The organism is Vibrio sp. L5-1 (assembly GCF_021728315.1).
GTDB classification, from domain to species: Bacteria; Pseudomonadota; Gammaproteobacteria; order Enterobacterales; family Vibrionaceae; genus Vibrio; species Vibrio splendidus_K.
In genome coordinates this window covers 305,995-326,838 of record NZ_JAKKCQ010000002.1, presented here as the reverse complement: position 1 = coordinate 326,838, position 20,844 = coordinate 305,995, and the positions used below count along the sequence as shown (strand labels likewise).

General features: G+C 43.1%; 25 protein-coding genes and 1 pseudogene. 6 read left to right on the top strand and 20 right to left on the bottom strand.

Annotation, left to right across the window (positions count from 1 at the left end; translation table 11 throughout):
* Positions 1-67: 67 nt before the first annotated feature.
* The 11 genes from L3V35_RS08250 to L3V35_RS08200 form a co-directional block, all read right to left on the bottom strand.
* Positions 68-442: a hypothetical protein gene (locus L3V35_RS08250; RefSeq protein ID WP_237299266.1), complete on the bottom strand. Its 375-nt coding sequence runs from the start codon at positions 440-442 to the stop codon at positions 68-70.
* A 207-nt stretch (positions 443-649) separates the two neighbouring features.
* Positions 650-763, bottom strand: coding sequence for a DUF2786 domain-containing protein (locus tag L3V35_RS08245; protein ID WP_237299265.1), 114 nt, complete (start codon positions 761-763; stop codon positions 650-652).
* Between the two features lie 575 nt (positions 764-1,338).
* Complete coding sequence (locus L3V35_RS08240; RefSeq protein WP_237299264.1) at positions 1,339-1,542, bottom strand: hypothetical protein; 204 nt, start codon at positions 1,540-1,542, stop codon at positions 1,339-1,341.
* Between the two features lie 109 nt (positions 1,543-1,651).
* Positions 1,652-1,882, bottom strand: coding sequence for a hypothetical protein (locus L3V35_RS08235; protein WP_237299262.1), 231 nt, complete (start codon positions 1,880-1,882; stop codon positions 1,652-1,654).
* A gap of 10 nt (positions 1,883-1,892) precedes the next feature.
* Positions 1,893-2,534: a DUF3164 family protein gene (locus L3V35_RS08230; protein ID WP_237299260.1), complete on the bottom strand. Its 642-nt coding sequence runs from the start codon at positions 2,532-2,534 to the stop codon at positions 1,893-1,895.
* Positions 2,531-2,782: a hypothetical protein gene (locus L3V35_RS08225; RefSeq protein WP_237299259.1), complete on the bottom strand. Its 252-nt coding sequence runs from the start codon at positions 2,780-2,782 to the stop codon at positions 2,531-2,533. Before L3V35_RS08225 ends, L3V35_RS08230 begins: the two co-directional genes overlap by 4 nt.
* Positions 2,782-3,000, bottom strand: coding sequence for a hypothetical protein (locus L3V35_RS08220; RefSeq protein ID WP_237299257.1), 219 nt, complete (start codon positions 2,998-3,000; stop codon positions 2,782-2,784). Before L3V35_RS08220 ends, L3V35_RS08225 begins: the two co-directional genes overlap by 1 nt.
* Complete coding sequence (locus L3V35_RS08215) at positions 2,997-3,401, bottom strand: BlaI/MecI/CopY family transcriptional regulator (protein WP_237299256.1); 405 nt, start codon at positions 3,399-3,401, stop codon at positions 2,997-2,999. Before L3V35_RS08215 ends, L3V35_RS08220 begins: the two co-directional genes overlap by 4 nt.
* Positions 3,402-3,403: 2 nt before the next feature.
* Complete coding sequence (locus tag L3V35_RS08210; RefSeq protein WP_048666276.1) at positions 3,404-4,336, bottom strand: AAA family ATPase; 933 nt, start codon at positions 4,334-4,336, stop codon at positions 3,404-3,406.
* Entirely contained in the window at positions 4,333-6,378 is a 2,046-nt protein-coding gene (locus tag L3V35_RS08205) for a transposase domain-containing protein (RefSeq protein ID WP_237299254.1), read from the bottom strand. The genes L3V35_RS08210 and L3V35_RS08205 overlap by 4 nt, the downstream gene beginning before the upstream one ends.
* 1 nt (position 6,379) lies before the next feature.
* Positions 6,380-6,607: a helix-turn-helix transcriptional regulator gene (locus L3V35_RS08200; RefSeq protein WP_048615410.1), complete on the bottom strand. Its 228-nt coding sequence runs from the start codon at positions 6,605-6,607 to the stop codon at positions 6,380-6,382.
* Positions 6,608-6,819: 212 nt separating this feature from the next.
* On the opposite strand from L3V35_RS08200, the gene L3V35_RS08195 reads away from it, so the two are divergent.
* Together L3V35_RS08195 and L3V35_RS08190 are read left to right on the top strand one after the other, a co-directional pair.
* The gene (locus tag L3V35_RS08195) at positions 6,820-7,524 is read left to right on the top strand and encodes a S24 family peptidase (RefSeq protein WP_132715481.1); all 705 of its coding nucleotides are present in this window, start codon (positions 6,820-6,822) and stop codon (positions 7,522-7,524) included.
* Positions 7,525-7,709: 185 nt separating this feature from the next.
* Positions 7,710-8,345, top strand: a pseudogene (locus tag L3V35_RS08190) (transporter substrate-binding domain-containing protein); the annotation flags it as partial.
* A gap of 43 nt (positions 8,346-8,388) precedes the next feature.
* On the opposite strand, the gene L3V35_RS08185 reads toward L3V35_RS08190, so the two are convergent.
* Entirely contained in the window at positions 8,389-8,592 is a 204-nt protein-coding gene (locus L3V35_RS08185; protein WP_102576647.1) for a hypothetical protein, read from the bottom strand.
* A 371-nt stretch (positions 8,593-8,963) separates the two neighbouring features.
* Between L3V35_RS08185 and pnuC the strand changes: the two genes are divergently transcribed.
* From pnuC to L3V35_RS08170, 3 genes are all read left to right on the top strand, one after another.
* Complete coding sequence (gene pnuC, locus L3V35_RS08180; protein WP_237299252.1) at positions 8,964-9,698, top strand: nicotinamide riboside transporter PnuC; 735 nt, start codon at positions 8,964-8,966, stop codon at positions 9,696-9,698.
* Between the two features lie 8 nt (positions 9,699-9,706).
* Positions 9,707-10,435, top strand: a complete 729-nt coding sequence (locus L3V35_RS08175) for a nucleoside phosphorylase (protein ID WP_237299251.1) — start codon at positions 9,707-9,709, stop codon at positions 10,433-10,435.
* 125 nt (positions 10,436-10,560) lie between these two features.
* On the top strand, positions 10,561-11,241 hold the full coding sequence (locus L3V35_RS08170) for a Crp/Fnr family transcriptional regulator (RefSeq protein WP_004734820.1): 681 nt from the start codon (positions 10,561-10,563) through the stop codon (positions 11,239-11,241).
* Between the two features lie 154 nt (positions 11,242-11,395).
* On the opposite strand, the gene L3V35_RS08165 is transcribed toward L3V35_RS08170, so the two are convergent.
* Positions 11,396-12,283 carry a VirK/YbjX family protein gene (locus L3V35_RS08165; protein ID WP_237299912.1) on the bottom strand — a complete coding sequence of 296 codons (888 nt, stop codon included), beginning with the start codon at positions 12,281-12,283 and terminating at the stop codon, positions 11,396-11,398.
* 436 nt (positions 12,284-12,719) lie between these two features.
* On the opposite strand from L3V35_RS08165, the gene L3V35_RS08160 reads away from it, so the two are divergent.
* Positions 12,720-13,868 (top strand): MFS transporter, encoded by a 1,149-nt coding sequence (locus L3V35_RS08160; RefSeq protein WP_237299910.1) that lies wholly within the window; start codon positions 12,720-12,722, stop codon positions 13,866-13,868.
* Positions 13,869-13,964: 96 nt separating this feature from the next.
* Here L3V35_RS08160 and L3V35_RS08155 read toward each other — a convergent pair whose 3' ends face one another.
* The 7 genes from L3V35_RS08155 to L3V35_RS08125 form a co-directional block, all read right to left on the bottom strand.
* Positions 13,965-14,111: a hypothetical protein gene (locus L3V35_RS08155; RefSeq protein ID WP_004734823.1), complete on the bottom strand. Its 147-nt coding sequence runs from the start codon at positions 14,109-14,111 to the stop codon at positions 13,965-13,967.
* A 40-nt stretch (positions 14,112-14,151) separates the two neighbouring features.
* Positions 14,152-14,427: an HU family DNA-binding protein gene (locus L3V35_RS08150; RefSeq protein WP_004734824.1), complete on the bottom strand. Its 276-nt coding sequence runs from the start codon at positions 14,425-14,427 to the stop codon at positions 14,152-14,154.
* A gap of 384 nt (positions 14,428-14,811) precedes the next feature.
* Positions 14,812-16,497, bottom strand: coding sequence for a thiamine pyrophosphate-binding protein (locus L3V35_RS08145; RefSeq protein ID WP_237299250.1), 1,686 nt, complete (start codon positions 16,495-16,497; stop codon positions 14,812-14,814).
* Between the two features lie 106 nt (positions 16,498-16,603).
* Positions 16,604-17,485 (bottom strand): LysR family transcriptional regulator, encoded by an 882-nt coding sequence (locus L3V35_RS08140; protein WP_171307675.1) that lies wholly within the window; start codon positions 17,483-17,485, stop codon positions 16,604-16,606.
* Positions 17,486-17,686: 201 nt separating this feature from the next.
* Positions 17,687-18,382, bottom strand: a complete 696-nt coding sequence (locus L3V35_RS08135; RefSeq protein ID WP_017075154.1) for a VC0807 family protein — start codon at positions 18,380-18,382, stop codon at positions 17,687-17,689.
* Positions 18,383-18,553: 171 nt separating this feature from the next.
* Entirely contained in the window at positions 18,554-19,210 is a 657-nt protein-coding gene (locus L3V35_RS08130) for a glutathione S-transferase family protein (protein WP_171307673.1), read from the bottom strand.
* A gap of 55 nt (positions 19,211-19,265) precedes the next feature.
* Complete coding sequence (locus L3V35_RS08125; RefSeq protein WP_237299248.1) at positions 19,266-20,450, bottom strand: YbfB/YjiJ family MFS transporter; 1,185 nt, start codon at positions 20,448-20,450, stop codon at positions 19,266-19,268.
* Between the last annotated feature and the right edge of the window lie 394 nt (positions 20,451-20,844).

Genomic DNA, 20,844 nt, shown 5'->3' with positions numbered 1-20,844 from the left:
TATCAAATAAAGTTAATATAAAAATCCCACGCGATTACGTGGGCGAGCTAACAAAATGTAATTCATTTTATAAGGTCGAGAGCTTGTTTTGTTCTTGTCCACTAACGGCATGGTTCAGTTTGGTAGATTTACCAGCTAAGTGACCAGCCAAAAGAGCATCATCAACGCCACCTCTCGCGTGCTTGGTTGAAGCTTTACGCGTATCACCCGATTTTAGGTCAGGGTGGGCTTGCTTCATGTAAGTCGCAAGCCGCTGTGATTCTTCATCACTAAGCGCAAACGCTTGGACCTTGGCTCTTACACTCCCAACCCAACCTTTACAGAAGAGATCGGCTCTAGATGTTTTGGTGCTTGCCTTAATACACTTATTCAACGTTGAGATAAACACTTTACGCGCTTTGATAAGTTGTCGCTCTAACACTTCATAAGAGTAAGATGCCACGTCTGGGCGTTCGTTGTGGCCTATGAACGTAACAACGTATCCACCTTTAAAGCCGTTTCAGTTGAAATGTACACGGCAACCAAAGGCTTCAGCAACCATAGTGCTGAGGCAAGCAAAGTTGTTCGTAGGCTTTTTCGCTTTAAACTTCGATTGGATCTCACCAGTATAAACATCACTGAGTTCAGGACTCTCACTCGAAAGACCATATTACTGCATTAACGTTTGAGCACGAGACATTGCCGCAGCCGCTTCGTGTTCGTTAGCTGATTTTGCCAAGCGCAATAGCTTTTTAATTTTTTCGATATGCTTGGAGTTAGCCACGGAGCTTCTCCTTAATCGCACCATCCGTCACCACTGCGATAGCAAAACCTAAAGCGTAGGCAACAAAGGCAGGCGCAAGAATGTATGTGATGATAATTAAACCTAGTGAGTCAGGCTTATCAGGGTAATTGTTGTCATAGACACGAATACCAAGACAGCATACTATTGATATAATCTAGAGAATAATGAGGGAGTGAATCATTGCCTCTCCTTTATTAAAACAATCAAGAACGAACCAACCACAACACAGCCTCGTGCTAGAATATTCCAGTTAAGTGGGTTGATGTCTTTCAGCGATATTAATATAAAACAAGAGACATTAACTAGCACTAGATAAAAGAGCGTGACCATGAAGAACCATTTAGCCCTAAACCTCCCAAGCCTCTTAATATGGTCAAGATTAACCATTGGAAGCCTCCTTCACTCGTTGTTGTAGTGCCTTAACCTCATTCAAACAGCAGCGCTTCAGCTTCTTACCTGAAGGACAAACACAAGGCTTGTTGCGATTGCGCCTTTTACTTATGATTCGAATGAGTTCAGATAATTGTTTATCAGCCATGCCATTCTCGACTACCTTAGTCTTCATCAGTAATCACCCCCAAGTGTTCAACTGACAGGCCGCCAGCTTTACCAGAGACGTTTACAACGAGCTCACCACACACTTCCCATGGTTCGCTGCGTACTTCGCCTATGTGAAAGTGCGCCTTGTCTTTAATAAGAGGGAAATACTTAACCTGAGTACCTATCAGAACTTGTTGTTTTGCTTGCTGAATATTCATTTTGAAACATCTTTAAATCGCGTTTAAATATAACTTTCACTAAATTCAGGCAAAGCGAAGCCAAAGCGGGGTCGCCTAGAACGCCGCTTTCCTGTATTTAATTAGTTGGTTATTGGGTTGATTTACTCGTTGCGAGTAACTGTTTATCTACCTTGTAGATGATGGTTCTTAGCATGGAGATACGAGTCATATTTCCACATCTCACACTCGGCTTACCTAAGCGATCTAATACTTTCAGGGCTAATACTTTTGCTTCTTGAGGATCACGTGCAAGCATGCATTCCAGTGAGCCTTTAGCATCATCGACACTAGTCCTAATTAAAGTGGTCACTTTATCCATGATGACATCCTTACAGCTTGCTGAAGTTTAAGTGAACCTGTTGATATTCACCTTCATCATCGCGTTCATAAAAATTGAAGTACGACTTACTACCAATGACCAACAGTGAATCTTTTGCAGCTTCTTGAGCCTTGCGTAAGCTTGGGTCTTGAAAGTCTTTACCAATAAAGCTAATAGTGTTCGCAATAGAGGCATCATTCACAAAAAAGTCTTGAACCGCGATTAATACATCATGTGGCAGTTTGTCTTTTTGGCTGTTGTAATAGTCACGAGCGAGCTGACGAGCCGCATCATGCTCTGGGCCAAGGGTTTTGAGTTTGGCAGTTTTGTAAGTGATTTTGTACTTACCATCAAAACTGAACATTGCCACGTTCTCGCCATTCCCACGGGTATGCAGTTTCGTACCGTAGCTCTCCAACATTTCAATTCGAAATTCTTCAAAAGCTTTCACTAGGTTTTCTTTGAAGGCTTGAAGATGTTTTTGATGCGTTTTTACTTGCTTAACCAAACTGGTGACGAACGCATCTTTACGCAGCTCATGAGCGGGAATATTGCATTGGGCAATCAGATTACCTTCAGCGTTATAGACAAAACCTTCCGGTGCGGTTAGGCGAGTCGGCTTTACTTCTGGTTGTTGAGTCGTTTTATTCATTGTGGTGCTCCTGTTTTAACAAAATGGTCAGCTTGAAGAAGCTCGTTCTGTTGTTTTAAAAATTGACTGACGGCTTGGTAAGCCGTGTCTTTTGCGCCGTAAGCAGCGATGGCTGTGTTTGATTCCAATTGGGTCAATGCTTCTGCTCGATAATCGACGATAGAGAACTCTCCGATACCGTTTTGGTTATTTGGGTCAAAGCGAACAATCACTTCGAGCTTAATGTCTTGATTGGATTGCTGTCCCATTACGCCTCCCAATAAATAATGCTGTGGTTAAGCTTAACGGCTTGCATGTGTCGTTCGATGCCTTGACAGTTCGTGTTGATATCGAATTTTGCCATGTCGGCATCAGCAATTAATAAAGGTCTATCACTCATCACCAATTCACCTTTGCCTTTTGGTTTACGGCTGGCGACTCGACCGCCACGCAACCAAACAAATTCATCCGTTTCTCTGCGACTCATATTGCCTCCCAAGGACGTAGAACTTGGTTTAATAACTGGTAAGCAGGAGAGAGTAAAAATTGAAACTCAGCATCCAGCTGGGGGTTGTTGCCTTTGCTTCTTTTGGGCCTGCAATGTTTACAATGACCATTGTGTAAGTGCCATTTCAGAGTCTTCCCTCGGCAAGTAAGACAGGGGGAGTAAGGTGAGGTCCCTGTCAGTTGATAGAGGTATGCATTCCCTTCTTGCCCGCCAACGGTAACTGCGCCATGTGCTTTTAAACGTATCAACAGGTTCTTAATGGTGGTGAGCGCAAGGCGGTCACGTCCAACTTGTTGTTGCCAAAGAGCCTTACACGTGCAGGGCTGGTGCTTAGTCAACAAGGCCATTACGGTCTCGGTGGTGTTGGGGAGCAGTGTCATGGTTACACTCCTATGCTTTCTTTCAAGTAGTGGTGAGCAGCGGCCAAGTGCTTCGGTGTCAACGGCTCATGGTTTCGGGATGCTGACGAACTGGCTAACATGATCATGTCAGCGAGCGTTCTAAGTTGCCCTGTGGTTTTCGGCACAATAGCGTAAGCCGCTTTAAACAGCTCTTGGTCTTGAATACCCCAAGCCTGCATGTAGCTTTTGATGTCGCCATTTGACGTCACCTTTATACAGGTTGGACGTATCATTCGGCTCCAAATCGGGTTCATGTTGACTTGAGAGCGAGCCGCGCTCATACGAGTACGCACGACATCATTACCAAGAAGAAACACGCCGCACTTGCGCTCAGCTAAGATACGTAAGCCATTCAATACATCATCTGAAAGGTATTGCGCTTCATCGATAATGATGAGTCCGTTTGAGCCATCTAACTCCTGCGCTATTGCTTTTTGCATAAGGTAGACTGTCATATTGGACGCCTTAATATTCATGCGCTCACAAAGCTCAGAGAGGATGGCCCGCGCTGATTTACACAGGTTTGAAGCAGTCACAATCCAGACGTTGTTGTGTTTGCGTTGATATTCTTCGGCGGTGACGGTTTTACCAATGCCTGAGCCTTCATAAACCATCGACCAGCGGCGCATCGTGCGAGCCAAGTCCATCAGTTTCCAAATCGTTTCCGAGGTTGGCAGCATCAAAAAGTCAGGCTCTTGAAGTGACGTATCTGCTAACTCTTCAACTTGGGTACACCGTGTATTCAACCAGGTTTCAAGTTTATGAAGCTGAGTTTCGGTGTCGCCCGTATAAGGTTTGTTATTAAGCAACTTACTTAGAATGCCTTCACCAATATCAGATTCTTTGGCAATCTTTCGATTACTGAGATTTTCACTGACTTTCACGGCAAGGACTTGTTGAATAATGTGGTTCATTTTGCTTTCCCGTACTGCTGCATTAATGCGTCTAAATCCATAGTGGGTTCAAAATCCGCACCCACCGCTTTCTTCTCAAGTAAGCTTTCAAATTCACTCGGGTTCATTTGATGCTGCTCTGGCGTTCTTGCTAACTCGGGTGTCATTTCAGTAATGCTCGGCACCATACCGCCCAATGGCTCGGGCTTCTCATTGCTGCGCGTTAACTGGGCAAGGTCGTCGTTAGTTAATCCGACCATTTGCTCCTTTAACCACGCGGCTCGATTAATATCTTCACTTTGGTGTAGGCTCTGACGGCGTGCCGCGCCTAAATCGTCATAAGCTGCATCAGCAAACAATGGAACCTCGCCGATGAACTCCCCGAGCTCACTGTAGGCATACACACAGCCTGTTAAGTCATAAGGGTTGAAGCGAAGATGAACACTTTGACCGATGTATTCGAACAACAGTGGGCTGCGGTAACGATTCGACAAATGCTTGCTGTAACGCCCTGCGTTTAATTCAACTAAACCGCCAGCATGAACCTTCACACTTTTGCGTGTCCGGTGCAGACACAGGCGCAACTGTGTCGCGGTGGGTTTACGTACTTGTATTTGGGTGTAACTTTGCTCAAACACTTGCTTATAGCTGTGAATGCCGCGTGCCATTTCACTGCGACGGCCTTCCAAGCTATTCCAATCGGTCACCCACTCGGCAAATAGCTCAACCACTAACTCAACAGGTACTGTGGCTTCACCGTAGTTCGCGGGTTTGCTGGTGGCTGATTCACCTGTGTAGGCTCCTGCAAAAGCTGGATGGCGCTCAAACTGACCGAGACCACCTTTAGAATGGAACAAACGCTCAACAGGTTTAGCTCGCGCGTTACCTTTACGGCCTACGTTGTCATCTTCAACGCGAGTCCAGTTCACTTTTGAGCCTAGAGCCGTAATCGCGCCTTCAATCTCAGCGTTATCAAACTTTTTATGCTCTAACTTGCCTTTGCCCGTTGCTTTAGGGCGTGAGGTTCGCCCTGTCATTGCTTCACTTAACGCCACGGAACCTCGGTCAAGGTCGAACATTTCAGGGATACCAAACTTTGAAACCATGTTGAAAAGAGCAATGCCTAACATCTCAGTGTTCTCTGTAATATCGATGGCGTAGCCCACAATCATGGAGCTATAGACATCTTGAAACACCCAAACGTTAGGACGAAGCACCGTGCCATCTTCCAGGTGACAGCGAAGACGAAACTCATGACCATCACCCGATACGCGCTGCATAGCATGCATACCGACTCGTGTGCGACGCTGCGCAGGGACTAATGTTTGCTTGGCTGCAAATAAACCACCTCGGCAATACACTTGAAGCTCATAAGGAATATCGGTATTCACGCGCTCTCGGATTGTGGAGAGGCAGGGCACACTCCAACCTTCACGCTTAGCGGCTTTACCCATGCGGTTATAACATTCGGTTATGGTGGGCTGTTCAGGTCGCAAATAATCGGCCTGAAACATGGACCAAGCTTCCTGTGATAAGGGGGCGGTACGTTTACCGTGAGAGCCAATTCTATCGAGAAGTGCCGGCAACCAATCTTCCACTGGGATCTTGTTGGTTTGCAATCCTGGGATGTTGTAAAACCAGCTCACAATTTTGGAATAGGTTCTTCCAGACTCTTCCGCCACGCGCTTCATTGATTTACGCATGCTAATACCCGATTCAACATACGCCTTAACTCGCATACACAATTCATAGCGCTGCTTGGTTGAAGCTTTCTTGCTTTCGGTAGCTTCTTCGTACTCAAGCCATAGTTCATCGGAATCAGGAGTTACAACTTGACGAACATGGCGGCTGTCTTCAGCTTGTAGAGTTTGCTGCTTAGCTACGTCACGCAAGAGGTGCAAACGAGTTTCTTCTGGTAAGCAATCGAGATGGTACTCAAAGGCTTTAGAGCCTTGGCGTTTACGCTTTCGAACAACACCTAGTTGGTTTAGCTTGTATCTCACACCTTGAGGTGTGCCTGCCATGCCTGGTCTATTCAATAATTGCGATACATCAACCCACATCTCACACCGCCTTGTTTTGTCTGTATCGACTAGGCCAAATCTCTTTAGGGTGTTTGTTTAAGGCGTCAGCAATAATTCGTTCACCTTTAGGCCATGGACGAGATAAGGTGTTAGACAACGTTGTAGCAGCAAGACCTGCCTTTATAGACAAGCCTTTTAGCGTTAGTCCTTTCTTATGTAATGCTGCAACTATATCGATTCTGTGCATGTCTTTTCTTTCAATAGACATAATGATCCCCTAACTAAAAACTGATATGCTAATTAGTCGCTAAACTAACTATCGCTAATTAGTTTGCAAACTTAATCAAGGCAGTTAAGTTTTGATCACATTGTTGAGCAAATCAAGCGCAAAGTTGAACTTTCTTTTCGTATTTTGTTCGCACTTTGGTTTAACTAGTTATTATTCCATATAAATCAATAAGTTGAGTTAAAAGAAAGACTATGCGTAATAATGAAAAATTACTTTCTTTAGATGACAGTACATTAGAAAGTGTACATAACCGCATTGAAAGCCTGATGAATGGTAGGGTTGGTCGAGAATGCGCACAGGATTGGGATGTGCCGCATAGCACTTTAGTGACGCTATTACATCGAAGAAGCGATCCGAAACTATCTATGCTATTAAAAATAGCTAACGCAGAAGACGTGACCATTGATTGGCTTGCTACTGGTAAAGACTCATCAGCACAATTTGTAGAAGTTCCCGTTAGAAAAGACAACGTTGTTGAGGTAGTTCAATATAACTTTCAAGCTAGTGCTGGGGCTGGCTGTCTAGTTGTTTCAGAAAACCCTGTAGCCAGATTTGAGTTTTCAAAGGAATGGCTTATCCGCCAAGGACTGAACGGGAAGGAATTAACTATTGTTCCTGTACGTGGGGACTCCATGGAGCCAACATTGATGGATGAAGATCTAATGCTGGTGGAAGTGGTAAAAGATCCTAAACAGGCCCGTGATGGTGTGTGTGTGTTTAGAATCGATGATGAAGTGTTGGTAAAGCGTGTTCAGTATGATTTTGCTAGCGGTGGCTACCATGTAACAAGTGACAATACTGCATATAAGCCATTCTTTATTGGAGAAGAGTTTGAAGGCCGGTTCCAATTACTTGGTCGTATGGTAAGAGTGTTACAGAGAGCAAAGAAAGCATAACTAAAAGATCATTTTACGCACAATATGATCTGTTTTAACTCTTAACCATGAGCTCTTCATAAAAGTCCTAAAATCTTCAATAATTCACTTTAGAGCTAAAACTCATCTTTTCTTTCTTATTTTCAATGCGTTACCAACGTATAACTCACTTTCTCTTTTGTATTAACTTTTAATTCTCTCTCTCAATTGGTGCCTTTTTTTACGTATTGGAACACGGTGAAAATGAAAAGCTCTATTCGATGAAAAGCCGAACGGGCCGTTGGTTAGAAAGTTTCATATTGGGTTTGCTTTTTATCACTCGAGGCCCATTCAATTATTTTGAGTTTAAGAGCTTAACCGGACGAATTGCTACGGTGTTCATTGGTGTGCTGAGTATGCTGTTTATCGCCAGTATTACTGCGGTATTAGCCAGCAAGCTTACGCTCAGCCAAGGCTCTTCACATATTAAAGGCGTGAATGATCTTGCGGATGTTGAAGTAGGGGCAAAAGTCGCGACGACGTCTTCTTTGATGCTCACCAGTTTTGGTATTCGACACAAGAGTTATATCGATATGCCAAGACTGTTGGCGGCTTTAGAGGAAGGCGAAGTGGAAGCGATTGTCGCTGATGATGTGGTGCTCAAATATATGATCGGTAATGGCAGAATAAGCGGGCAGTTTGATGATCTAGAGGTGTTACCATATCAGCTAGAAAAGCAGAATTATGGCTTTATTATCACTGAAAACAACGTGTATGAAGAAGAGATTAATCGTGCTCTTTTGAAAATTCGTGAGTCGCGAAAGTGGCGTAAAATCTTGGTCGATTACTTTGCGGATAAGTAACCGATTTTAGCTGCTGACTCTCAAATATTTCTAATGCTGATTCCTAAAGTGGTTCTGAACTAGAAGCTTTGTTCTTTTTGAAGTATTTGAATGCAGTCCAGACGGCGTAAGCCGCAACACCCACAATCAATGCCGAACGGATGAGGATAGGTGCATCATGCTCAAGCTGGCTAACATGCGGCACAATACTGGCGAACAATCGACTGGTAAAAAGCAGCCCCATTACTAACATAACAATTTTATTCATGTGACCTGCCATTCAATTAGATGCGTTACACAGAACAAAGCATGAGTTAGTCACACTCTTGCGAGGTTAAAATTTGTTCTGTTCGAAATTAAAGAATGCGCTTCTCAAACTCGCTCGTCAACGCGATATCATCCAAAAACCAGTAAGCTAAAGTTTCGTTTTTGGAAGTCACGCTTTGCATTAATGGAAAGATAGGCAAAGGATTGAATGTGTGAGGAACAGTTGAACTTATTACGATGAATTTTAATTTTGCCATTTATTATTCTGATTTATGATCGCATGCAATCTAGGGGGGACAAATGTCCTCCTCTTTGTTTCTATCGGCGCAATAAGATAGGTGCTACAAAAATCAAATAATAAAGGACACCCCGATGGACCTATTCGCCCTACTTGATATCAATAATACCTTAGTCAATATCCCAATAGGGGATGGCTACGCGATGAGCTGGATTGAAGCATTCGGCACGGTGTTTGGCCTGCTTTGCATTTGGTTTGCAAGCCAAGAAAAAACCATTAATTACCTGTTCGGGTTACTGAATGTCACCTTATTTGCGGTTATCTTTTTCCAAATTCAGTTATACGGACTGTTACTTCTTCAACTCTTTTTCTTCTGCGCTAACATTTACGGCTGGTACGCATGGACACGCCCTAATGAGCAAGGTGAAACGCTAGAAGTTCGCTGGTTGAGCCAAAATAAGCTGGTGGCAACAGCCGCAGCGTGTGCGATTTCGATTGCCTTGCTTACTATGTACATCGACCCATTCTTTTTTGCGCTGGCAAACATCGCGGTTGATAGCCTGAATCTATTTGGTGCGGACTTAGCAGAACCTGTTCTTGAACCTGATGCGTTTCCATTCTGGGATGCGACCATGACCATTCTATCGATTGTTGCTCAAGTTCTCATGACTCGTAAGTATGTTGAAAACTGGATACTGTGGATTGTAATTAACATTATCAGTGTTGGTATTTATGCGACGCAGGGCGTTTATGCAATGTCCGTTCAATACGCTATTTTGATGTTTATTGCGGCGAATGGTACTCGTGAGTGGGCACGCACTGCTAAACGAAACAGTGATAAATCACAGACTCAAGCAACGGCTTCTTAGGAGTTAAGATGGCAAAGCAACCTCATATTGGCGTTGATGAAACACAAATTGCTCCGTTGGTCATTGTTTGTGGTGAGCCTGATAGATCAAACCGTATCGCGAGTCTGCTTGAGCACGCTGAGCTAGTCGCCGAAAATCGTGAATATCGAATTTTCACTGGTACTTATCAAGGCAAAGCGATATCGGTTTGTAGTACGGGGATCGGCGCGCCTTCAATGATCATTGCGGTCGAAGAGCTTAAGTTTTGTGGTGTCACTCATATCGTAAGAGTCGGCTCTGCGGGTGCGATGCAGTCCCATATTGGGCTTGGTGAGTTGATTGTCGCAGAAGGTGCGGTTCGTGATGAGGGAGGTTCTACCGCTTACGTTAAGCCGTCGTATCCCGCCTATGCAAGCTTCTCTCTGCTTAAAGAGCTAGACAAGTTCTTGCAGCAGCAAACAACACCTTACTATTTGGGCACGGTACGCTCACACGACAGTTTTTATACCGATGACGAGCAGGCGCTTTGTCAGTACTGGAATGGCAAAGGCATTTTAGGTGCAGACATGGAAACATCCGCGCTGTTTACCGTGGGACGCTTGAGAGGGCTTAATGTAGCTTCTATCTTGAACAATGTTGTCTTGTACGAACAAGATGTAAAGGAGGGCGTTGGGCAGTATGTCGATGAGGCAGAGGCAATGATGCAAGGAGAGCGGCTAGCGTCATTAGCGGCACTGGAAGCATTAATTACTCAATAAGAGCCTGAATAAATGCAAGACGAAAGCGATGGGAGACCGTCGCTTTTTTATTGGGTTCTCTCCTGTGGTTTAAGTGGTTACAATCGTTTGAATATAAACAGCAGTAATGCAATGAGAGAGTAAGTATGAAGATTGCACCATACTCAAGCGGACGCTTTAAAAACTACTTAGAACAAAAAAGCTCTGAATTTAGAGATCTCATCTACCAACACCAAGTTAACTCTCGTTACTTCAATCAAAATGATGAAATTCTGCGTCAAGGTGAGCAACTTCAGTATCTTTATGTAGTGCCCGCTGGGAGAGTCTCTATGAGTATTTCTGCGGCTAATGGGCGACGCTTTCAATTGGGTGAGGTGAATTGTGATTATCATATCTTCGGTGAGATGGAGTTCTTCACTCAAACGCCCTGCCAATGGAACGTAGTGGCTGACGAACACATGCAAGTTGATGTCATTTGCATTCAGAAACTAGCAGAAGCATTACATGAAAATCCGGAGATGATGTTCTTTTTCGCCTCAGCACTAGCGGAAGACTATCAAGACTCTATGGGCATTTACACTAACCGTCTTCTACACTCAATTACCTACAACATTGCCTACGACTTATTGGTTCAAAGCCAGACAAATACCGTGTTAGGCGGTTTCGATAAAGTGAATCAAGAAGCGGAACGATTTGGCACATCGAGCAGAGTGTATCGAAGAGCGGTTAAAGACCTATTAGACAAAGGTTTCATTAGAAAAGGAGACCAAGGGTTGGAAATTGTCGACCAGCAAGCGCTCCGAGCCTTTATTGATTCGTATGAGTAAGAAAAAGAATGACTCAAGTTGAAAGGGAAATTTAAGTGAAATCAGAAAGGTAAGAGCTGCTTCTCGATTCTAAGGCCCCGTATTATGAGGCCTTGTGTTTGTAACAAAATAAAGAGCGAGCGCCAGAAAGTAGTACCTATTTAGAAGGCAGTTGTTAGCTAAACTGAACTTGAATGTTGTGGCTCATTTTGTTCTTTAGCTCTTCTTCATACTGATCTAGCCACGCATACCGCTCACGATATAACTTACGTTTTTGGCGTTTCAGAGCCTCAAGGTCTTTCCTGTTTGGGTTGTTCGGTAGACGATAAAAATAGTCATCGTGTACCTGTCCATCGTGCTCTTCCCATAAACTATCGTACTTAAGGCTGATGTCTTTGTTTTTCTTGCCGTAGCGTAATGAGTTCGACACATGGCCAGATTCTTTTACCGCATAGATATTTTCGATACCTAAGCTAATGGCTAACAGTCGTAGTGTTTCTACCATGAAGGATTTAGGTCTTAAACCATAGAAAGCTTTTGTGAATGTACGGCTAAATCCATTGTCATTGGCTCCACCCTGAATACCACCGATGTAGATGCTGTTGTCGAAAACAGTGAACGAGATGCTATACATTTTTTCGAGTAGAGAATTGGTCAATGAAATTGTCAGTTCACCTTCTTTTCTCGCGTTTCGTTCAAAGCTGAGATTAACCAGATAAACGTTGTCATCTATCTCTAGTTTTAAAAGATTGAGTCTTTCATTATAGATTTGGTGTCTAGCTTCTGTTGCGAAGGTTTCTTCAAACCAGTCGTAGTGCTTGGATAAGATTTCTATCTTTTCTTTATTACTAAAGCCAGTACATAAGTAGGGAGTTACAAATTTGGATAAGAAGTTAGGCTGTTTGATAAATAACAGCTTTCTCTCTTCAGAGTTGAAATTTTCACTCATTTTTCTAGTGGCTGAATAGTAAAACAGGGCTCGAATAGTAAACTTAATTATCGCCTTGTACTTACCCTTATTTTTATGGGTATTGGCTTCTATTCCCATGCGAACGACATTCATAATCACCTCAAAAAAAGAAACGCCGCACCAACACATTAGTGTTGCGAACATTTCCCAGACTCTCATAACTAACAATGAAAATGATGATAGTGAAAAATGCGATTTGGGTATGTATGGGTATGTATGACAATGTAATTAAGTCAGTTACTTAACGTTCAAATTTTGGGCTGCTTTTACGCTTAACGCGGATTGATAAATGCAAAAAGTAACATTTACAAAACGATCGTGTAACAATTGAGTGGCGAGTAGTATGCTTCCTAATTCCGAAGCTGAGTTTCATATGACTGATTTTTCGGAGTAAAGATACTTTTGAGGAATTAAACATGGCAGGAAGCATATCACCGCGCAGTTACGGCCGTTTAAGGCGAAGCCGATGGAATCGGTGGTATAAATGATTGGTTGGGTACGCTTGTTAACATCGAGAAGTTCATTTTCGATGTTAGTGATCATCGCTATTGCCTCCGTGATAGCGAATACGGGGTGGCGAGTTGTCATGAACAATTTCGCTGTCGATACAGTGGGAATGACAGGAGCGGATGTTGGTCTGCTTCAGAGTGTAAGGGAGATCCCTGGTTTACTCTCATTTACAGTGCTGTTTCTATTACTTATTCTTTCTGAACAACAAGTTGCGGTGCTCTCTGTCGCCGCGCTGGGATTAGGGGTTGCCATAACGGGTTACTTACCCTCAACCTATGGCTTCTATTTCAGCACAACCCTGATGTCTGTTGGTTTCCATTATCTAGAAGCAGTGAATAAATCACTGTCTACACAACTTCTAGGTTCGGAAAACTTTAGTGAATCCATGGGGAGGATTCGAGCCGCGGCATCCTTTTTCTCCATGGTGACTTTCATATGTATTATTGTCGCTAATTATGTTTTTGGTGTATCAGATAAGGCTATATTTTTTGCTAGTGGTACAGCGTGCTTCTGGTTAGCTTTTTATCTACTCACATTCAAAAATGCTAGCTGCGGTGAACGACAGCACGCCAAGCTTATTGTACGTCGTGAATACACCACATATTACATATTGACCTTTCTAAGCGGGGCAAGAAGGCAGATCTTTGTCGTGTTTGCAGGCTTACTCATGGTCACCAAATTCCATTACACGATCGCAATGATGGCCGCTCTATTTATGTTATCCAGCTTGTCCGCTACTGTTGCATTACCTGTGGTGGGTCGTTTTATTGACCGAGTAGGAGAAAAGAGATCTCTACTGATTGAGTATGCGGCGTTGATGTTGGTGTTCTTATCGTATGCTTTTGTTGATAATCATTATCTGGCAGGTGGGCTATACGTTGTCGACAGCATCATTTTCAGTTTTGCGATAGCGTTGACTACTTATTTTAAGAAAATCGTCCGGTCAAACGAAGTGGCGTCCACGGCGAGTCTTTCGTTTACTATCAATCATATCGCGGCAGTATTTCTGCCATTCTTATTGGGAGTGGTGTGGATGTCTGGCTATCAATGGGTGTTTGTTGCAGGGGCTATTATTGCATTGCTGAGTTTTCTAATCTCGTTGACTATCGATACCAAATTGCATCAACGCCTTAATGGGGTGACTGAATTGCAGAAAGAGGTCGTTTGAAAGGGTTAATCGGTATAAGCACTTGATTAGTGAAGCGCTGTTTTTTAAATCAAAAATGCCACTGCAAGGCTGCAGTGGCATTAGAAGAATAACAAACTATAACTCTAACAGTTTTGCCAATTCACGCTCTTCCATAAGCTCTTCAATGCGCTGACGAGTCTTGGGCGTTTCGGCTTGTGCTTTGGTTGACTTGCCTGCTTTTTTACTGCGGCTAGCTTTAACTTTTTCTTTGGTTATAGACATAGTAATCTTCCTTGGATTCTGCTTTGAGATCGTATTTACTCTAAGCGTTACATGACTCTTTTAGTGCTTTACCTGCTTTAAACGCAGGCGTTTTTGATGCTGAGATTTGAATCTCTTCTCCGGTTCGTGGGTTACGACCAGTGCGAGCAGCACGAGAATTAACTTTGAAACTACCGAAACCAAGGATGGCAACATCATCACCCTTAGCCAATGTATTAGAGATACCTTCAACAAGTGCGTTTAACGCTGAACCTGCTTGATCTTTTGAGATGTCTGCTGAAGTTGCGATGTGTTCAACCAACTGAGATTTGTTCATATTCTATATTCCTTATTGAGTACGACTGGCGCTTAACTTTAAGGCCAAGCTTGTTCTATCTTAGCAATAAGGGCTGAAATAGTGTTAACACCTAGGCAGGGTTTTGTAAAGTAATCAACAAGATTGAGCGTTAAATCATCTTTCAGTATAACCGAATGCAGTTCTTTAGCTATTGGTAATTTAAATGCTAGCTATCAAGCTAGTATGAGAAAGGTGAACGTGAACCTTTCATTTGATTGATAAAGCTAATCATAAGTGAGCGTATTACTGGTTGGCTAAATGAGAGAATAGAAACAAAAAAGCCCAGCGATAGAGCTAGGCTTGGATGGTGAGGTGTAAATATTGTGAGGTGTTGAATGTAGTGAAGTATAGAATTAAAGCGACTTAGTGACGCAATAATTGACTAAAGCGTAGGTTGAAGGCTGCAGAGTCATCAGGGTCTAACATGATTCGAACAATATTGATGCCTTTAGGGGCTTTCAATGCTTCAAAGATGTTTGCCATGTCTTTTTCTGTGTGGGCGACATAACTATGAATGTCTTTGCCTTCGGTGCCTCCTAATGCTTCGCCAAGTTTTTCATATTTCCAAACCGCAATGTCATTATATGAGCGCTGTTTGCCTGGGTTAATCGCTCGCTCTGCACCATAACCAGAATTATCGAGAAGAAAAATAACAGCGTCCTTTTTATGGTGAATCAATGTAGCAAGATCTTGAGCGCTCATGGTAAACGCACCTTCACCTTGGATGGTGATAGATCGGCGATTGAGTTGTTCATTCGCAAAGTTTGCGCCTACGAACATACCGAACCCAGCGCCAAGTGACCCCCAGTTTCCACAACCGTGCATAATAATATCTGAAGGGAATTCAGCTTGTGTACTATTGATAAATCCACCAGTATCGCCATACAACATATCACCTTCTTCTAGGTAATTTGAAAATTGAATGAACAGTCGATCAATAGTTAAATCATTGTTTGTTGGTACAAAAGCGTCGCGTTGTTCAAATGCAAATTTTCTTCTTGGTTGTAATATCAATTGACCAGCTTCGATATCTTTAATCGCCCCCAATAATGTTGGCAAAAAATCACGTAAGTACACTTGGTCAAAGCGACGACCGTTGATTTCTACATAATCTTGACGGATCCAGATAGCATCTTGTTTTTTACCGAGTTGGGTGGAGAACACTCCAGTATCGAACTCGTTTAAGGTGACCCCTAATGCAATAGCAACATCAGCACCGTCGACCATTTCTTTTGTATAGTCTTCGCTGACTTCACCCATATAAATACCAACGTTGTTGGCATGTGCCTCAAAATCCCCCATTTTGCAGGTAAATGTTGTTGATACAGCCGCATTTAGTTGATTAACCAGTTCGATACCTTGAGGAACGAGAGCTTCACGTTGAAGTAGATGGCCAGTCACGACGCTACGGGTGCGTGAACGGTGCAATAGAGTAACGGTTTCTTGCAATGCGGCTTCAAGGTTTGATATCGAAGACTGATCTAGCATTAAGTCTAATGGTTTTGTTGGTGCATCGACATCCATTGTTTGCATGTCGTATGGGACTTCCAAATATACTGGCTTTTTAGTTTGCATGGCTTTACGTAGCATCTGGTCAACGTAGTAGGGTGCGGTGTCAATGCTCTCAACTCGTTGGCTCACACAAGTAATATGTTTGAACATATCAACGTTGGTATCAAACTTATTACCAATAGCATGATGATAAAGGCGTTCGGTTGGTGTTTTCAATACGCTAATGGCTGGTGCTCCGGCCAATACTAGAATCGGCGTATCGTCGGCATAAGCGCTGGCTAAACCATTGGCGCAGCTAAGTGAGCCAACACCAAATGTGACCGCCATTGCCCCAAATCCATTTTGCTTGGCGTAACCATCAGCTGCGTAAGTTCCGTTAAGTTCGTTACAAGGCATAATGTGTTGTACGCCATGGTCGCCATCAAGGATTTCGTCAAATAATGGAAGTACGTAATCACCGGGGATACCGAAAATGTGGTTCGTATTTAGTTCTTTTAGGCGCATTAAGATGTAGGTTGATAGTGATACTTTTTTCATGGTGTTACCTCATTGAATTTTATTGTCAGCGGTTGCTGTGTTTGGATGAGGTAATATTAAAAGGATCATAAAAATCGATATAGACGACTTTTTGAGTTCGACAATCTCATTTTTGGAAACCACCCATTATGCTTTCTACAACAGCCCGCTGAGCTGCGGTCTGCAGATTTTTATCTCTATATAACAAGCTGAATCTAACCGGGCTGATGGTGTAGTCATCAAATATTTCAATTACCTTGTCAGCAGCGGCAATATCTTCATGGATATAGGTTGGAATGACCGCATAACCAAGAGAATCTAGTACGGCAACGACGACCATTTCCATATCCATAACAGTGAGGCGGCAATCTATTTTGAGTCGAAACTGTTCTTCGGTAGAGCGGCGTAATACGGTTAGAGTAGGATGAGAAAATGTAGCAATGTAGGGAAGTTTATTGAACTCACCATTGGCAATTTCTGATTGATAAGAAGTCTGAAATTCATGACTCGCAACAAAGATTAACGGGACATCTATCAACTTTCTGGCGATGAGGTTTGTTTCTGGCAGTTCGCCGCTTGCAACCGCGATATCTACATCTTCGGTGAGTTCGGTTGAACTATGGGAGTTTTTAAGTTCGATCGAGAGATCTGGGTTCTGTTTAAGTAAGTCTTTGAGGTATGGGTACATAAACTTAAGGTAGAACTGCTTAGTAGCAGAGATCACCACTTTACCATGCAACTTTCCAGAGTCTTCATGTAACGCGTCCAATGAATGAACAAAAGCTTCGAGGTGTTGGTTGAGTGCTTGGAAGTATTTCTCCCCTTGGTTAGATAGAGTTAGTTTGTTCTTACTCCGAATGAAAAGTTGGACTCCCAAGCCTTGTTCAAGTCCGACAATTCGTCGACTTACAGTAGAAAGTGGCAGTTTTACTCGTTCACTGGCTTTTTTCATACTGCCGTATTTTGCGACCTGACAAAATACATAATAGTCGTCTATTTGATTCTTCATGTTTTACCGCTCTAAACTCGAACCTTTCTTAAAGAGTAACACATGAAAATACATACACATTCGGTATTTAAATTGCAGTCGGTAGTGTGTGGGGGAAACGGGGTAGTTAAGCGACATCCAACAAAAAAGCCCAGCGAATGTGCTGAGCTTTTGGTGTGTGTTTCTATTTTAAGACGAGACACTAAGTTAGTTCGGTAAGATCTACTTAGTAATAAAGATTTTCTCTGTTTCTAGTGACGTCATAGCACGAACTTGGCGCCAAATGTAATAGAAAATGCCTAACATCATCAGCATGCTAGGGATAGCTATGGCTGGGTAGCTGTAAAGTGTCAGTTTACCAAGTTCTTCATTAAAGGCTGCAGTACCAGCAGGGCTTGTCACAATCCAAGTTGCTAGGAAATAGTTCATCGCAGAAGAGAAAGCGAAGGTACTTGCGAACATGTAGTTCGATGTCATTAGACAACGATCAAACTTTGCTTGGTTACCGAACTGTCTTAAACGCTCTTCAATAAGAGAGATGTTTAACAGAGCTGGCGTAAAGATAACTTTTTGGATAAACGGGTAGCGAGTGAAGGTCGAGCCAAGGACCGCTAAACCAATTAGGCCAGGTATTAATGCTTCTTTTAGTGCTAACCAACGAGTATCTAGTTCGAAGAAACCAATGCCACCCGTTAATAGTACGCTGACGAAGCCAAGCGCAGCGATGAAGTTAAACTTCTTGTTGCGGATTAGCTCCATACCACCGTAAGCGATAGGGAAAGCAAGGGCGACAAGCAGTGCTAGACCGGTTCCTAGGTGCTCCTCTCCACTGAACTTCATTAAGATGAATGACGGAAGAAATACGTTAAAAACGATTTCGAAAAGAGGGTTCGATTTTTTGTTTTCTGTGTTACTCATAATTTCTAAATACATTATGTTATGGATTTATTCTCAGGGATTGTTGTTTACCTCGCCCAAGATGTAAAGCCTTAACACGTCATGCTGTGTAACGACATGTGACATCAACGACATCTCTGAGCCTATGTCACGTTGAATTCAAGGCTTTACGCATTCTAGTTTTGGATGCTCTTAGGTATCTCGACTGAACGAATCAAGCAACGTTTCATAATCAGGCTTGTTTGCCAAACTCTCAATGCTTATAAGTGTCAGTACGTCTGCGAACGGAGAAAGGTGTAAAAAATCGATGATGTTGCGGCTGTCCACTTCATCAAACAATTCAGTATGTCGGAACTGGACGTAATCTAAAGCGACATGGAGATACAAGGTGGCCAAGTTGTCGCTCAAAAGTGATTCTAGTCCTTGTTCTTTTATCTCTTGGTCAAGTTGCTCTAGGGCGGCAACCATACCTTCTTGCCCTCTATGGATAAGCGCATTGTCACTGTCTGCATAGCGAATCAATGCCGCGGTTCTAAACGCGATCTCCATTAACGTCTTTGCTGTTCCTAACGTTTGCATTTCATTGGCACGACTTAACGTTACCTGACGTAGCGTTTGAGGTTGGTACGTTTCAATTAGGTATTGGCAAATGCACAAGCTTTCCGTCAGTGCTGTTTCGTCTTCAAGTTTGAGTGCTGGAATTAAACAAAACGGATTGACGCTTTTTAGGTTGGCTGGGGAGCTCCATGGATCAACCCAAACAAAAGACAAAGGAGAGCAGCGTGTTAGAAGCGCAGTTGCTGCGACTACACGTGAAAACGGGGAGGTTTCATTTAAGTAGAGTTGCATGATAATCCTTTATTGTATTCGTCAGATGAACTGAGGAAGTTAGCTTAGCTCTAGGTCAATGTTCAGGCTTAGAGTGAGTGACAGTCATTAAGGTACACATCGCAGACAGCATCAAAGCAGCAGTACTAACGGTGAACAACACGTCGTATGAAGCCATATGATTTAAGTAGTACGCCATCAAAAGCCCAACCACACCTTGTGATATAGCAAAAGAGAGTGTCATTCCTGCCCACGCTTTGGTGTGCAGTTCATAGCCTACAATCTCCAACGTGTAAGTCGACACTAGAGTTACCGTTCCCGGCGTGAAAATACCAACCAGTAATGAAGAAATTAACAGCGCGATAGGGTGTGTACTAACAAGCGGGAATGCGACGCCTAAAGCCTTGAGGCTAAATGCAATGCAGAGGGATTTTTTAAGCCCTAACTTGTCTCCCAAGACACCGGTAATCAATGGTCCAATAGCGGCGCCAATACCAAAGGTTGCCCAGAACAAACCACCGCTGCTGAACGGCATACCCAGTTCGCGCACGATGTAATCTACCCAAAACAAGGTATGGGGTAAGTAGCCAATAGCGTCGAAGGTATACGCTGCCAGAATAAGCGCAACGCTGATTAGTTTTGGCTTTGAGAGCTGAGAGAATGAGGATTTTATATAAGGCGCTTTAGACGTGTTAGGTTGGGTTTGCCATGTATTCCAAGTCAGTATCGTTGTGACTAATGCGATGACTCCCATGCCAACCCAAGCCGACACCACACTAAAATAGATCAGTACTGGGATTAATGTGCCTGATAACATCGCACCAAGTCCAATGCCTGAAAATATGATACCGCTGACACGCGCCTTCACATCGGGATTAAACTTTCGGACAATCACTGGTGGGGCGACAACCATTAATAAGGCACCCGCAATTCCAGCCAAAGTTCGCCAAACATAGAACCATGTTAAGGGCGCTTCTTGTAGCGCACAGCCTAAGTAACTAAAACTGCTTATCAACATAGCGAATCGAATTAACTGCCCAGCACTAAAGTAACGCAGCAGTATGTTGGCAGCAGGTGCACCCAATATGTATCCAAGAAGGGTCGCGACACCAAGGTAAGATGCATCACTTTCGCTAAACCAACCACTTTGAATGAGAGCCGGCATTAATGCTATATAGGCAAACCTACCGATCCCGTTGCCTATTAGAGTCGCCCCCATTCCAGCCAAGCTGTCTCGATTAACGATGTGTTTATTCAGCATTAAAAGGGCTCTTTTTAGGTTCAGCTAGATGTTCTAGCACTAGGACAAGATCTTTGTTTAGTTTTGCATACTGACATCATTCGCCATCAATATCACTAGGCGGTTAGTCATATAATTTGCTCATCTAAAACCGGTTTGAGATAGGTAAATAGCGAGTGTGTTTAAACACTTAGGTGGATGTGTTGTTCTGCTGAGGATAAGGCAATAAGCGATTGTTTTAATCACCGCAGATTTGAGTGATTAATTGTTAGACTAAAGTTGGATGACCGACCGCCTTAATTGAACATGAGTGATTTGTTTATCTAGATCTGTGTACTGACTTGCCGGCTCTAACTCACATTCACCCACCTTAAACGATAGATGAATGTGAATTAAGAAAGATCTAACTGGGTAG

What these genes read in the sequence shown, in the direction of transcription:
- L3V35_RS08240 (WP_237299264.1), bottom strand. Translation starts at nt 1,542, where the DNA reads ATGAATATTCAGCAAGCAAAACAACAAGTTCTGATAGGTACTCAGGTT.
- L3V35_RS08235 (WP_237299262.1), bottom strand. Translation starts at nt 1,882, where the DNA reads ATGGATAAAGTGACCACTTTAATTAGGACTAGTGTCGATGATGCTAAA.
- L3V35_RS08230 (WP_237299260.1), bottom strand. Translation starts at nt 2,534, where the DNA reads ATGAATAAAACGACTCAACAACCAGAAGTAAAGCCGACTCGCCTAACC.
- L3V35_RS08225 (WP_237299259.1), bottom strand. Translation starts at nt 2,782, where the DNA reads ATGGGACAGCAATCCAATCAAGACATTAAGCTCGAAGTGATTGTTCGC.
- L3V35_RS08220 (WP_237299257.1), bottom strand. Translation starts at nt 3,000, where the DNA reads ATGAGTCGCAGAGAAACGGATGAATTTGTTTGGTTGCGTGGCGGTCGA.
- L3V35_RS08215 (WP_237299256.1), bottom strand. Translation starts at nt 3,401, where the DNA reads ATGACACTGCTCCCCAACACCACCGAGACCGTAATGGCCTTGTTGACT.
- L3V35_RS08210 (WP_048666276.1), bottom strand. Translation starts at nt 4,336, where the DNA reads ATGAACCACATTATTCAACAAGTCCTTGCCGTGAAAGTCAGTGAAAAT.
- L3V35_RS08205 (WP_237299254.1), bottom strand. Translation starts at nt 6,378, where the DNA reads ATGTGGGTTGATGTATCGCAATTATTGAATAGACCAGGCATGGCAGGC.
- L3V35_RS08200 (WP_048615410.1), bottom strand. Translation starts at nt 6,607, where the DNA reads ATGTCTATTGAAAGAAAAGACATGCACAGAATCGATATAGTTGCAGCA.
- L3V35_RS08195 (WP_132715481.1), top strand. Translation starts at nt 6,820, where the DNA reads ATGCGTAATAATGAAAAATTACTTTCTTTAGATGACAGTACATTAGAA.
- L3V35_RS08185 (WP_102576647.1), bottom strand. Translation starts at nt 8,592, where the DNA reads ATGAATAAAATTGTTATGTTAGTAATGGGGCTGCTTTTTACCAGTCGA.
- pnuC (WP_237299252.1), top strand. Translation starts at nt 8,964, where the DNA reads ATGGACCTATTCGCCCTACTTGATATCAATAATACCTTAGTCAATATC.
- L3V35_RS08175 (WP_237299251.1), top strand. Translation starts at nt 9,707, where the DNA reads ATGGCAAAGCAACCTCATATTGGCGTTGATGAAACACAAATTGCTCCG.
- L3V35_RS08170 (WP_004734820.1), top strand. Translation starts at nt 10,561, where the DNA reads ATGAAGATTGCACCATACTCAAGCGGACGCTTTAAAAACTACTTAGAA.
- L3V35_RS08165 (WP_237299912.1), bottom strand. Translation starts at nt 12,283, where the DNA reads ATGAATGTCGTTCGCATGGGAATAGAAGCCAATACCCATAAAAATAAG.
- L3V35_RS08160 (WP_237299910.1), top strand. Translation starts at nt 12,720, where the DNA reads ATGTTAGTGATCATCGCTATTGCCTCCGTGATAGCGAATACGGGGTGG.
- L3V35_RS08155 (WP_004734823.1), bottom strand. Translation starts at nt 14,111, where the DNA reads ATGTCTATAACCAAAGAAAAAGTTAAAGCTAGCCGCAGTAAAAAAGCA.
- L3V35_RS08150 (WP_004734824.1), bottom strand. Translation starts at nt 14,427, where the DNA reads ATGAACAAATCTCAGTTGGTTGAACACATCGCAACTTCAGCAGACATC.
- L3V35_RS08145 (WP_237299250.1), bottom strand. Translation starts at nt 16,497, where the DNA reads ATGAAAAAAGTATCACTATCAACCTACATCTTAATGCGCCTAAAAGAA.
- L3V35_RS08140 (WP_171307675.1), bottom strand. Translation starts at nt 17,485, where the DNA reads ATGAAGAATCAAATAGACGACTATTATGTATTTTGTCAGGTCGCAAAA.
- L3V35_RS08135 (WP_017075154.1), bottom strand. Translation starts at nt 18,382, where the DNA reads ATGAGTAACACAGAAAACAAAAAATCGAACCCTCTTTTCGAAATCGTT.
- L3V35_RS08130 (WP_171307673.1), bottom strand. Translation starts at nt 19,210, where the DNA reads ATGCAACTCTACTTAAATGAAACCTCCCCGTTTTCACGTGTAGTCGCA.
- L3V35_RS08125 (WP_237299248.1), bottom strand. Translation starts at nt 20,450, where the DNA reads ATGCTGAATAAACACATCGTTAATCGAGACAGCTTGGCTGGAATGGGG.